The following is a 12,181-nucleotide window of genomic DNA, read 5'->3' as shown; positions in this document are numbered from 1 at the left end:
CAACCTGATGGCCAGGTACAACTAGGCACTTCGCGCCCGTGTGCCCTTCCGGTAGCGCCGCTACCGGAAGGGCACACGGGCGCCGGAGGCGCCTCGGATCAGTTCTTCTTGAATGCCTTGTCGAACAGGATGATGCTGTCGACCGTGGGGGTCGCGCCGTACACGTCGTCGGACCACGCGACGTAGTTGGCGCCGGCACTCCACGCCAGGAAGGGCTGATCAGCACTCACCAGTTGCTGCACCTGGCCGAGTGCGTCACGCTTGGCGGCCTCGTCCGGAGCAGAGAACACATTGCCGAGCAGCTCGTCCATCTTCGGACTCTTGTAGCCCAGGACGTTGTTCGTCGACGTGCTCGACAGCGCGCTGAACAAGCGGATCTCGGGCGTACTGTCACTGACGCCGTATCCGCCTGTGCCCATGTCGAAGTCGCGGTCGACGTAGAGCCTCTTGACCATGTCGGTGGCGCTGCTGACGTTCGCGATCGTGACGTCGAAGCCGACGGCGTTCATCTGGGCCTGGACCGCAAGTGCCAGTTGCTGCGCGTCGGGCTCGTTGATCGCGACGTAGGTGAGCTTGCCGTCGAAGCCGCCGGCCTTCGCCTGCTCCAGCAGTTCCTCGGCCTTCGCGGCATCCGGCGTGATGCCACCGGTCTCGCCGTGCCACATCGACCACGGCTGGAACATGTCCGTGCCGGGCATGCCCTCGCCACCACGGGCTCGCTGATTGAGGACCTCCGTGTCGATCGCGTACGCGATCGCCTGGCGGACGAGCGGATCCGCGGCGGGCCGGCCCGGTGCGTTGTTGAGCTGGCCTACCTGCGACATGCTCAGAGTTTCGATGTAGCCCGGGAACTGGTCCTTGGCCGTGTTGACGGTCTGGGCGTTGCGAAGGTAGATCATGTCGACGCCGTCGGTCTTGAGCGCGTCGATCTTGGGCTGCTCGGCACCGATCGCGACGAACTTCAGGCCGTCGAGGTTCGGCGCGCCACCCCAGTAGTCCGGACGGGCCTTCAGGGTGAGTTCCTGCTGCGCCTGGAGGCTCTCGACGGTGAACGGACCGGCACCGATCGGGGTGAACTTGTCACCCTGCTGCGAGGACGGCGCGACAACCATTCCGTGTCCGTACGCGAGCATCGCCGGGAACGTGCGCCACGGCTGCTTCAGCGTGAAGACGACGGTCGACGAGTCCCTGGCCTCGGTGTTGGCGACCATCTGGGTGTACACCTGCGAGTTGGCGCCGCGGCTCTGGTTGTAGCGGTCGATGCTCGCGACGACCGCGTCCGCATCCAGCGGGGTGCCGTCGCTGAACGTCACGTTGTCGCGCAGCTTCAGCGTCCACGTCAGGTGGTCGGCACTCTCCTCGAACGACTCCGCGAGCTGCGGCACGAAGCCCTGCGACTCGACGTCGTAGCGCATCAGCACGTCGTACACCGCGGCCATCTCGGAACCGCCCGTGGCGCCGGCAGTCTGCGTCTTCGTCGGGTCGAGGCTCGACACCGGCGCGTACGACGCGAACCGCAACGTGCCGCCCGGCACCGGAGTGCCGCCGTCCCCCTGGCCGCCCAGGATGCCCTGCCGGATCGTCGCACTGGACGAGGCGTCCTGGCTGCCGTCGCCGGTGTCGGTGTCGGTGGCGGCGCAACCGGTGAGTGCGATGGCACCGGCCGCGGCTGTCGCCAGCATCCGGCCCACCCTTCTCGAGTGCTTGCTCATGAAAGAACCTCCAGCGTGTAAGTCGAGTCAGCTGTACTGACATGCCTGCATGTGCGGGGAATAAAGATGAGAGGAGACAGCCGGATCCGGGCCGACGACCACGGCCGGCATGGACGACGCGTCCGAGTGCGCGCGCCGATACTCAACCGGCGGTGCGACCGAAGGGTCAGCCCGTTCCGGCTGTGGAGGGGGAACTACCGGTAGCTTCCGCTCCGGTCAGAGTCGATCGGGCCTGGGCGGCGTGACGAGACTGCTCGGGGCGGTCAGGGCAGCGACACCCATGTCGACGAGGTTGTTCATGAAGGCGTTGTTGTCGATCACCGGCTCCACGCCACGTTCGAGATGCTCGGCACGACTGGCAAGCGCGGCGAGAGCCATGTCGATCCACACCCCCAGCCGCTCGTTGCTCAGCGCTTCCGGGAGGTGCCGCAGCCGCGCCTGGAGTTGTGCGTACGCCCACTGGAGGTCATCGGTGCTGTCCGCGTTGAGGGTGGGGTGTGTGCGGACCTCACTGCGGTGCCGAATGCGGAACAGGATGCGCAGTACGTTCCGTCCGCTCTCGCTCTCGAGCTGAAACGCCAAGGGCCACATCGAGACCACCAACAGATCCGCGATCGAGGGCACCTTGCCGTCCAGCGCCGAAACGAGTTCACGTCGCCGGGTGTCGGTCTCCACCCGATACTTCGCGAGCACCGCCGTGAGCAACGCTTCCCGAGATCCGAAGTGATAGTGCAGCGCCGAGTTGTTGGATTGGCCGGCAACCCGGTTGATCTCCCGCAGGTTGGCCTGCTCGACGCCCTGCGCTGCGAACACCTGCTCGGCAGCATTGATCAACCGTTCTCGTGTTGCTGCCCCGTCGCGTGCCATGGACGAATCCTAGGGTTCTCGGCGCGCAACCGACAGCGCCGGTTCGGAACGCCCGCCCGACCGCGCGGACTTCCGCGGCGATGCGAACACGGCAACGATCGGCGGAGTCGAAGCTGCAACAGGGCACATTGCCGTCATCGGCGGCCTCCTCGAGTCTCGGAACCGGTCCGCCCGAGACGGACCGGAAGATGTTTCGTGACGTCACATACGTCCGCGGCTGTGCCCACACGGAGGAACCCGTGAGCCCCGACAAGGCCTCACCGGCTCACCGGCCACAGCAGAACATGGTGACGCTGATCACGCACAGTAATCCCCCTGGATGAAAAGGTAAACAACTTCCCAGAGTATGAGATGCGAGGGTATCGCTCGGCCGCCACATCCAGAACCGGTCAAGAACTCTCGAAACCCCTTCCCTTGCAGTGATTGACGTGCAACAGTCAGGCCAAGCCCGAGCGCGCCGGTCCTCACGCGACCATCTGGGGAACGCTCGACGCGGATGTCCACCCACCCACATACTGATCCGGTTAGCTTAGAAAGCCGATCGATCGCGAAGAGGAGTTCGAATGACCATCGAGGTACTGCCCATCACCAACTCGATCGGGGCGGAGGTGCGTGGAGTCGACCTACGCACCTGCGACGCCACGGAGTTCGACGCCGTGCGCGACGCACTGCACGAACACCAGGTGATCTTCCTGCGCGGTGCGCGGTTGGACGCCGAGGAACATCTCGCCGTCGCTCACCGCTTCGGCACACCCAGCGTCTTCCCGCTGGCGCGTCTCGCGGGCGCCACCGCACCCAGCATGCAGGTCATCACCGACGGACCAGACAGTCCACCGACAGCCGAGATGTGGCATACCGACGTCACCTGGATCTCGACGCCGCCGAGGTACGCGCTGTTGAGCGGCGAACTCATTCCCGCTGCCGGCGGTGACACACTGTGGGCCTCGATGACCGCGGCCTACGACGCACTCTCACCGATCATGCAGGAGATGCTGGCGGGACTCGAGGTCGAGCACACCTCGGACAGCATGGTCGAATCGATCCTCGAACGAGGCGGCGGACGTCCCGAAGCACGCGCGATGGCCGACCGACTGAAGGACACGTATCCGCGAATCGTCACGCACCCCCTGGTACGTACGCACCCCGAGAACGGTCGCCGGATCCTGTTCATCGGCGGTCCCTCGATGGACCGCATCAAGGGGATGCGCCGCGACGAGAGCGATGCACTGCTGGGCTTCCTGCGGCATCACGTCACCGACGAGCGCTTCCAGATCCGGTGGCGCTGGACCGCGGGCGACCTCGCCATCTGGGACGAGCGCTCGACGATGCACCGCGCCGCCGCCGACCACTTTCCGCAACACCGGGTAGTGCGACGGATCGAGGTCGACGGCGATCGGCCGTACTTCGAGCGGGATGAGCACCTCGCCGCGGTTCGTACACCCGACGGTGCACCGCTGTCCGCGTAGCTCCGGACCGCAGACGGGGCGGCCGTCGGCGAGGCATGATTCCTCGCAGACGAGCCGCCCCACCGCTACCGGGTGCCGGAGCGGGCTACGCGGAGAGCACCAGTCCCGAAGTGGGAACACCGGTTCCGGCGGTGACGAGGACGTTCTCGACGTCCGGAACCTGGTTGACCGACGTGCCGCGGATCTGACGGACGCCCTCGGCGATGCCGTTCATGCCGTGGATGTAGGCCTCACCGAGCTGGCCGCCGTGCGTGTTGATCGGCAGGCGTCCGCCCAGTTCGATGGCGCCGTCGGCGATGAAGTCGCGGGCCTCGCCGCGGCCGCAGAAGCCGAGTTCCTCGAGCTGCATCAGCACGTACGGCGTGAAGTGGTCGTAGAGCACCGCGGTCTGCATGTCCGACGGCCGCAACCCCGACTGCTCCCACAGCTGATCACCGACGATGCCCATCTCGGGCAGACCCGTCAGGCCGTCACGGTAGTAGCTGGTCATGATGTACTGATCCGGCCCGCTCCCCTGCGCCGCGGCCGCGATGATCGCCGGCTTGTTCGGCAGGTCCTTCGCCCGCTCCGGCGATGTCACGACGATCGCGATGCCACCGTCAGTCTCCTGGCAGCAGTCCAGCAGGTGCAGCGGTTCGGCGATGAACCGCGAGTTCTGGTGATCCTCGAGCGTGATCGGCTTGCCGTAGAAGAAGGCGGCGGGGTTCACCGCCGCATGCTTGCGATCGGCAACCGCGACACGGCCGAAATCCTCACTCGTGGCGCCGTACACGTGCATGTACCGCTGCGCGACCATCGCGACGAACGAAGCCGGCGTACCCAGCCCGTGCGGATACGAGAACGCGTTGTCGGTGCCCGACGAGTTGACCTGCTGCACCAGCCCGGTGTTGACCTGACCGAACCGGGCACCCGAGCGCTCGTTGAACGCGCGGTACGCCACCACGACGTCGGCAACTCCGGTGGCGACCGCCATCGCGGCCTGCTGGATGGTGGCGCACGCCGCGCCGCCGCCGTAGTGGATGCGGCTGAAGAACTTCAGGTTCGGGATACCGACCGAACGAGCAACGGCCGCTTCGGTGTTGGTGTCCATCGTGAACGACGTCAGACCGTCCACGTCGGACGGCTTCAGTCCCGCGTCGTCGAGCGCAGCCTGGACCGCCTCCGCGGCCAGGCGCAGTTCGCTACGCCCCGAGTCCTTCGAGAAGTCGGTGGCGCCGATGCCGACGATCGCGGCCTTGCCGGACAGCCCGCTCATGCTCGCCCTCCATCCGAGTCGCCGTTCATGGCGAGAGTGACCGTGGAGGTGATGTGGTCCCCCAGACTGTCCTTGCCGACCACCTTGACCGTGACCAGACCGTCGTCGGCCGCGACGACCTCACCGGAGAGGTTCAGCGTGTCGTACGCGTACCACGGCACCCCGAGTCGCAGCTTGATCGACGTGATCCGCGCCCGCGGGCCCGCCCAGTCCGTGACGAACCGCTGCACCAACCCGGTGTCGGTGAGAATGTTGACGAAGATGTCCTTGGACCCGCGCTGCTGCGCCTTGTCCCGGTCGTGGTGCACGTCCTGGAAGTCCCTGGTGGCCAACGCCGTCGAGACGATGAACGTGGGATCCCCGTGGATGGAGAGGCCCGGCAGCTGGTCGCCGACGGAGATGTCGAGTGCGCTGGTCATCTACGACTCCTTCACCGGACGCCACGCGTACAGCGTCCAGGGCTCGTTACCGGTCTCCGAAGCATCGGGGTCGCCCGGGAAGTCCAGGAACTGGACCTGGACCGGCATTCCGACGGCGACCTCGGACGGGTCGACGTCGCGCAGCTCGCCGAGCATGCGCACGCCCTCCTCGAGTTCGACGAGCGCCACCACGAACGGCAGCGACCGGCCCGGCACCTTGGGTGCGTGGTGGACGACGAAGCTGAAGACGGTGCCCCGACCGGACGCGACGACGTAGTCGGTGGTCTCGGTCTTGTCCTTCCACAGCACCGGCACCGGAGGATGCTGCAGCGCCCCGTCCGGGCGCTGCTGGATCCGCAACTCGTGCGCGGCCACACCGTCCCAGAAGAACTGCGTGTCCCGCGACGGCGTCGGCCGCATCATCCGTGTCGGATCGAGATCCTCGGGGACCGAGCCGGTTTCGACAGCGGCCTCCTGCTCGGCAGGCGGCATGAACTTCAGGATGCGGAACATCATCTCGGCGACGATCTCGTCACCGACCTTCCAGAGGTTGCGCGTGGTGAAGAACCAGCCCTCGCCGAGTCCCGTCTTCTTGGGGCCGACGATCTCCTCGAGAGTCGACTCGATCGTCACCTCCTCGCCGGGACGCAGGTAGCGGTGGTAGATCTGGTCACAGTTGGTGGCGACCACCGACGTGTAGCCGGCGTCGTCGAGGATCTGCGTCATCCGGCCCAGCGGATCGTCCTCCTCGCGGACGGCGCCGAGACCGCGCATGGTCCACACCTGTGCCATCGCGGGCGGCGCGACGAGGCCGCCGTGACCGGCCGCGACGGCCGCATCCTCGTCCACGTAGATCGGGTTCTCGTCGCCGATCGCCTCGAGCCAGTTGCGGACCATCGGCATGTTGATCGGGTCCCGGCCGGCGCGCGGCTTGCTCGCCCCGCCGGACTTGACCTGCTCGGCGGCCGCCAGAATCTGTGCGGTCGTATCGTTTTCGGTCATCGCGGCACCTTCGGAAGTCCCAGCCCGGCCACCGCGATGAGCTCGCGCATGACCTCGTTGACGCCACCGCCGAAGGTGATGACGACGTTGCGCTTCACCTGGACGTCGAGCCACCGCATGAGTGCCGCGGTCTCGGGATCGCCCGGGTCGCCGTGCGCGCCGACGATCTCGTCCGCGATCCGGCCCACCCGCTGAATACGCTCGGTCGCAAAGACCTTGGTGGCCGACGCGTCCGCGATGTCGACGTCACCGGTGGCCGCCGCGACCTGCCAGTTGAGCAGTTCGTTGAGGCGGTAGGTGGCGTGGATCTCGCCGAGCCCGCGCCGGACGTCCGGCAGCGCCAACAGATCCCGCTTCGCGGCCCACTCGTACACCTTCTCGTACAGCCCGGCGACGCGGCCAGCCGGTCCGAGCATGACGCGCTCGTGGTTGAGCTGTGTCGTGATGAGCCGCCAGCCCTTGTTCTCCTCGCCGACCAGCATGCTCGCCGGCACCCGGACGTCCGAGTAGTACGTGGCGTTGACGTGGTGCGCGCCGTCGGCGGTGATGATCGGCGTCCACGTGAACCCGGGATCCTCGGTGTCCACGATGAGGATCGAGATGCCGCGGTGCCGCGACTCCGCGTCACCGGTGCGGACCGCGAGCCAGATGTAGTCGGCGTCGTGCCCACCGGTGGTGAAGATCTTCTGTCCGTTGACGACATACTCGTCGCCGTCACGGACGGCGGTGGTGCGCAGGGCCGCGAGGTCGGTGCCGGCGTCGGGCTCGGAGTAGCCGATCGCGAAGTGCACCTCGCCGGCGAGGATCGCGGGCAGGAACTTGCGCTTCTGCTCCTCGGTGCCGTACGTCATCAACGTCGGGCCGACGGTCTGCAATGTGACCGACGGCAACGGAACATCCGCTCGCACAGCCTCGTTGACGAAGATCTGCTGCTCGATCTCACCGAAGCCGCGGCCACCGAACTCCACCGGCCAGCCGACGCCGAGCCAGCCGTCCTTGCCCATCCGACGGATCACCTCACGGTAGGTCGGACCGTGGCGTTCGGTGAGCATGATCTCGGCCTCGGCGGGCGAGATCAGTCCGGAGAAGTAGCGGCGCAGTTCCGCCTGCAGCTCACGCTGTTCGGGTGTCAGATCGATGAACACCGGGCCCCCACGAGGTCGAGTCGGTACGAGGCGCCGCCCACGAGACGGGCCAGATCCTTGGCAATCGAGAAGTAGCGGTGCATGGGGTACGTGACATCCACGCCGAGCCCGCCGTGCAGGTGGTGCAGCGTGCGCATCGCGGACGGCACCTCCGTCGCGATCCAGTACGCCGTGACGTCGAGATCGTCTGCCGCATCGAGACCTTCGGCCACCCGCCATGCGGAGGACAGTGCCGCGACGTGCAGCGTCCGGGACGTGACGTAGACGTCCGCGATCTGCTGGGCCACCGCCTGGAACGCCGCGAGCGGCTTGCCGAACTGCTCACGCGTGGTGAGGTGATCGGCCGCCAGCCCGGTGGCACCGGCGAGGAGCCCGTCGGCGAACGCACCGATGCTCGCGAGCGCGATCCGGTTGAGCGTCGCGACGCCGCCGAGACCGTCACCGAGCACATCGGCGGCCGGGACGCGCACCGCGTCGAGCCGGACCGAGAACTCCGGTCCCCCGGACGACGTCGCGCTCTTGGCGAGCGTGACACCGGGCGCATCCGGCGCCACCGGCACCACACCGGCGTCGGTGGGCACCAGGATGCGGTGTGCGATGTCCGCGAACGGCACCGAGATCTTGTGCCCGGTCACCACGACGTCGTCGCCGTCCACGACGGCCGTCGTCGACGGCACCGCCGGGAACGCGGCACCCTGCTCGGCGAGCGCCGCGGTGAGCACCCGCCCACCCGCGATGCCGTCGAGCAGCGCGTCCTGCTGCTCGATCGAGCCGAGCGCGAGCACCGGGAGCACGCCGAAGCCGAGGGTCGCGAGCGCCGGGACCGGCGCCGCTCCGCGCCCGATCTCGGTGAGCATCGTCGCCACCTCGAGCACGCCGAGGCCGTCGCCGCCGAGCCGCTCGGGCACCGCGAGCGAGAGCAGGTCCGCCTTCGCGAGCGCCTGCCACAGCTCGGGGCTGAAGCCGCCGGTGTCGGCGGGATCGGTGTGCTCGCGGGCCAACAGGCCCACGACGATCTCCGCCACCGTTTCTTGAGTCTGATCCAGAGAGAAATCCACGTTGCCGATCCCGCCTACGATTTAGAACGTGTTCCTGTTGTACCACCTGCAGGATAACGAAGAAAGTCCCGGAAGATCGAGAACACGTTCACCTTGTGGTGCGCGCCCGATCATCGCGACATCCGTGGTTCGGAGCGACCGGCGCACCGTACGGGCCGAAGTGACCGACGTAACACTCGCGGGTGCGCCTGACGCGGGTCCGCAAAGACGAGATCGCCCGCCCGCGCACATGATGTGCGCGGGCGGGCGATCCAGATCCGTCCGGGTCCGTCCGGGTCAGTCGCGCGGCAGCCCCAGCAGGCGTTCGGCGGCCACGGTGAGCAGGATCTGCGTCGTCCCGCCCGCGATCGACAGGCACCGCGTGTTGAGGAACTCACGCGTGAGCGGGCCCTCGACCCACCCGGCCTCACCGGCCAGTTCGACGGCGAACTCCGCGACCGCCTGGCGGTTGCGGACACCGACGAGCTTCCGGACGCTCGACGCGGGTCCCGGATCCTGACCGTCGAGCTGACGCAGCGTGGTGCGCAGCTCGAGCAGGGACCCGACGAGCGCCTCGGCGATCAACGCACCCAGGTGGTCGGCGGTCACCGGGTCCGGGTCGCCGGCCAGCTCGAGCAGTTCCTCGACGGCCTTGCCCAGCGACGACCCGCCGCTCATCGCGACCCGCTCGTTCGCGAGCGTCGTGCGGGCCAGCTTCCAGCCGCCGTTCACCTGTCCCACGACGCACTCGTCCGGGACGAAGACGTCGTCGAGGAACACCTCGTTGAACAGCTCGTCACCGGTGATCTCCCGCAGCGGCGAGATGTTGATCCCGGCGGTCCGCATGTCGAGGAGGAAGTACGTGATGCCCTTGTGCTTGGGCGCATCCTTGTCGGTGCGAGCCAGGCAGATCGCCCAGTCGGCCTCGCGGGCCAGCGACGTCCACACCTTCTGGCCGTTGAGCTTCCAGCCGCCGTCGACCTTCTCCGCCGTCGTGCGCAGCGCGGCCAGGTCCGATCCCGCACCGGGCTCGCTGAACAGCTGGCACCACGTGATCTCCCCACGCAGCGTCGGGAGGGCGAACCGCTCGATCTGCTCGGCACTGCCGTGTTCGAGCACCGTCGGCACCGCCCACCAGCCGATCACGAGGTCGGGGCGGTCGATTCCGGCCGCCGCCATCTCCTCGCCGATGAGGATCTGCTGGGCCGCCGACGCACCGCGGCCGTACGGACGCGGCCAGTGCGGCGCCGCGTAACCGGACTCCGCGAGCGCCACGCGACGCTCCGACTCCGGCACGGCGGCCAACGCGGACAACTCGTCGCGAACGGCGGCCCGCCCCGACTCCGCCGCCGGATCGAGCTCGGACAGGTCGATCGCGAGGTGCCGGCGCGCACCCGCACGCGTCAGGTCGGTCACCCGCGCGCGCCACACGTTGCTGCCGCCGAGAACCTGCTTGAGCGAGACCGCCCGCCGCAGGTAGAAGTGCGCGTCGTGCTCCCACGTGAACCCGATGCCGCCGAGGATCTGGATGCAATCCTTGGCCGTCTGCACCGCCGCGTCGAGCGCGACCGACGCCGCGACCGCCGCCGCGATCGGCAGCTCCGAGACGCCGGCGGCACCCGTGTCGGGGTCCGGCAGCGCCTCCTCGGCGGCGACAGCCGAATCCCACGCGACTGCGCGCGCCTGCTCGACCCGGCACAGCATCTCGGCGCACAGGTGCTTGATCGCCTGGAAGGAGCCGATCGGCTTCCCGAACTGTTCGCGAATCTTCGCGTAGTCCACCGCGGTCCGCAGGCTCCAGCCCGCGACACCGGCCGCCTCCGCGGCCGCGAGAGTCGCGGCGAGGTCGCGCACCAGACCCGGTGCAACCCCGGTGACGATGCGGTCGGCCGAGACGGCCACGCCCTCGCAGCGGACCCGGGCGGTGCCACGGCTCTTGTCGAGGATGTCGAGGGGTTCGACGGTCAACCCCGCCGCCTCGCCGTCGACGAGGCACCACACGGCGCCGTCGGCGGAGTCGTCCACCCGCGCCGACACGAGCACCGCGACGCCCGGTTCGCCGCCCAGCGCGTTGCCGGCGTCCCCGGTGAGGACCAGGCCGCCGTCGGCGTCCGGAACCGCGGCGACGGCGGGACCGTCGATCACGACGGAACACGGCAACTCACCCTCCGCGATCTGCGCGGCCCACTGCTTCGCCACGGCGCCGTCGGCGCGGCCGAGGACCAGACCCGCGAGCGCGGTCGACAGAACGGGTCCGCCCACCAGTTCGGCGGCCGCCTGTTCCAGCATCGCGGCCAGGTCGACCACCTGTCCGCCGACCCCGCCGACCGACTCCGGAACACCCACCGCGAACAGCCCCAGCGATGCCACCGAGGGCCACGTACGGCGCCAGGAATCCGCAGGTCCTTCACGTAAAATGGTCAGTGGGGCCGCGGAGCGGGCCCACGCCTGAATCGACTCCTGGACGGCCCTCTGCTCGTCGGTGGTGGCGATTGTCACAACGTCTACCCGCCTCTCATGGATGACATTTTCATCTAGAACGTGTTCTAATATGCTCGCCCGTCAAGAGTCAAGGCGAGAAGGAAACTGTCGATGACCACCTCATCCCGATCCCGTTCCACTGGGGGAACGGTCTCGACCCTCAGCGATGACGACCTCAGCTCCAACGCTCAGCGCGAACGCCGCAAGAGGATCCTCGACGCAACTCTCGCACTCGCGTCCAAGGGCGGCTACGAGGCCGTGCAGATGCGTGCCGTCGCCGAACGTGCCGACGTCGCGGTGGGCACCCTCTACCGATACTTCCCGTCGAAGGTGCACCTGCTGGTGTCGGCCCTCGCGCGCGAGTTCGAGCGGATCGAGTCCAAGGGCAAGATCCCCCCGGGGCACAGCCCGCTCGAGCGGATGCAGCTCATCCTCGGCCAGATCACCAAGGCGATGCAACGCGATCCCCTCCTCACCGAGGCGATGACCCGGGCCTTCATGTTCGCCGACGCGTCGGCCGCGGCCGAGGTGGACCAGGTCGGCAAGCTCATGGACACCCTGTTCGCCCGGGCCATGACCGACGGCGAACCCACCGAGGACGAACTGACCATCGCCCGCGTCATCAGCGACGTGTGGCTGTCGAATCTGGTGGCCTGGCTCACCCGCCGCTCGTCGGCCACCGACGTCGCGAAGCGCCTGGAACTGACCGTCGAACTGCTCCTCGGAGACGGGTCCCGGACACCGGTGTGATCGAAGTGCGACTGTCCGCACTTCAGGGGGAACGCGCCAGCGCGCCC

General features: G+C 68.1%; 10 protein-coding genes. 2 read left to right on the top strand and 8 right to left on the bottom strand.

Annotated elements, in window-relative coordinates; all coding sequences use genetic code 11:
* Nucleotides 1–98 precede the first annotated feature (98 nt).
* Entirely contained in the window at nucleotides 99–1,712 is a 1,614-nt protein-coding gene (locus tag IJ15_RS0116915) for an ABC transporter substrate-binding protein (RefSeq protein ID WP_031939528.1), read from the bottom strand.
* Nucleotides 1,713–1,928: 216 nt separating this feature from the next.
* Entirely contained in the window at nucleotides 1,929–2,579 is a 651-nt protein-coding gene (locus IJ15_RS0116910) for a TetR/AcrR family transcriptional regulator (RefSeq protein ID WP_031939527.1), read from the bottom strand.
* Between the two features lie 563 nt (nucleotides 2,580–3,142).
* On the opposite strand from IJ15_RS0116910, the gene IJ15_RS0116905 reads away from it, so the two are divergent.
* A complete protein-coding gene (locus IJ15_RS0116905; protein WP_051919045.1) occupies nucleotides 3,143–4,045 on the top strand; it encodes a TauD/TfdA dioxygenase family protein in 903 nt (300 codons plus the stop codon).
* A gap of 85 nt (nucleotides 4,046–4,130) precedes the next feature.
* Here IJ15_RS0116905 and IJ15_RS0116900 read toward each other — a convergent pair whose 3' ends face one another.
* From IJ15_RS0116900 to IJ15_RS0116875, 6 genes are all read right to left on the bottom strand, one after another.
* Entirely contained in the window at nucleotides 4,131–5,300 is a 1,170-nt protein-coding gene (locus tag IJ15_RS0116900) for a lipid-transfer protein (RefSeq protein ID WP_031939525.1), read from the bottom strand.
* Nucleotides 5,297–5,719 carry a MaoC family dehydratase gene (locus IJ15_RS0116895; RefSeq protein ID WP_031939524.1) on the bottom strand — a complete coding sequence of 141 codons (423 nt, stop codon included), beginning with the start codon at nucleotides 5,717–5,719 and terminating at the stop codon, nucleotides 5,297–5,299. The genes IJ15_RS0116900 and IJ15_RS0116895 overlap by 4 nt, the downstream gene beginning before the upstream one ends.
* Entirely contained in the window at nucleotides 5,720–6,721 is a 1,002-nt protein-coding gene (locus tag IJ15_RS0116890; protein ID WP_031939523.1) for a bifunctional MaoC family dehydratase N-terminal/OB-fold nucleic acid binding domain-containing protein, read from the bottom strand.
* Nucleotides 6,718–7,866 (bottom strand): acyl-CoA dehydrogenase family protein, encoded by a 1,149-nt coding sequence (locus IJ15_RS0116885; RefSeq protein WP_031939522.1) that lies wholly within the window; start codon nucleotides 7,864–7,866, stop codon nucleotides 6,718–6,720. Before IJ15_RS0116885 ends, IJ15_RS0116890 begins: the two co-directional genes overlap by 4 nt.
* Nucleotides 7,851–8,924 carry an acyl-CoA dehydrogenase family protein gene (locus tag IJ15_RS0116880; protein WP_031939521.1) on the bottom strand — a complete coding sequence of 358 codons (1,074 nt, stop codon included), beginning with the start codon at nucleotides 8,922–8,924 and terminating at the stop codon, nucleotides 7,851–7,853. The genes IJ15_RS0116885 and IJ15_RS0116880 overlap by 16 nt, the downstream gene beginning before the upstream one ends.
* Nucleotides 8,925–9,200: 276 nt before the next feature.
* Entirely contained in the window at nucleotides 9,201–11,402 is a 2,202-nt protein-coding gene (locus IJ15_RS0116875; protein ID WP_031939520.1) for an acyl-CoA dehydrogenase, read from the bottom strand.
* 93 nt (nucleotides 11,403–11,495) lie between these two features.
* On the opposite strand from IJ15_RS0116875, the gene kstR reads away from it, so the two are divergent.
* Nucleotides 11,496–12,134 (top strand): cholesterol catabolism transcriptional regulator KstR, encoded by a 639-nt coding sequence (kstR, locus tag IJ15_RS0116870; RefSeq protein WP_031939519.1) that lies wholly within the window; start codon nucleotides 11,496–11,498, stop codon nucleotides 12,132–12,134.
* The last annotated feature ends 47 nt before the right edge of the window (nucleotides 12,135–12,181 follow it).

The organism is Prescottella defluvii, from assembly GCF_000738775.1.
Taxonomy (GTDB): domain Bacteria; phylum Actinomycetota; class Actinomycetes; order Mycobacteriales; family Mycobacteriaceae; genus Prescottella; species Prescottella defluvii.
Note: the sequence above shows the minus strand (reverse complement) of the source record. Positions and strands in the feature narration are given on the sequence as shown.

Coding starts and splice junctions, on each gene's coding strand:
- IJ15_RS0116915 (WP_031939528.1), bottom strand. CDS start 1,712: ATGAGCAAGCACTCGAGAAGGGTGGGCCGGATGCTGGCGACAGCCGCG.
- IJ15_RS0116910 (WP_031939527.1), bottom strand. CDS start 2,579: ATGGCACGCGACGGGGCAGCAACACGAGAACGGTTGATCAATGCTGCC.
- IJ15_RS0116905 (WP_051919045.1), top strand. CDS start 3,143: ATGACCATCGAGGTACTGCCCATCACCAACTCGATCGGGGCGGAGGTG.
- IJ15_RS0116900 (WP_031939525.1), bottom strand. CDS start 5,300: ATGAGCGGGCTGTCCGGCAAGGCCGCGATCGTCGGCATCGGCGCCACC.
- IJ15_RS0116895 (WP_031939524.1), bottom strand. CDS start 5,719: ATGACCAGCGCACTCGACATCTCCGTCGGCGACCAGCTGCCGGGCCTC.
- IJ15_RS0116890 (WP_031939523.1), bottom strand. CDS start 6,721: ATGACCGAAAACGATACGACCGCACAGATTCTGGCGGCCGCCGAGCAG.
- kstR (WP_031939519.1), top strand. CDS start 11,496: ATGACCACCTCATCCCGATCCCGTTCCACTGGGGGAACGGTCTCGACC.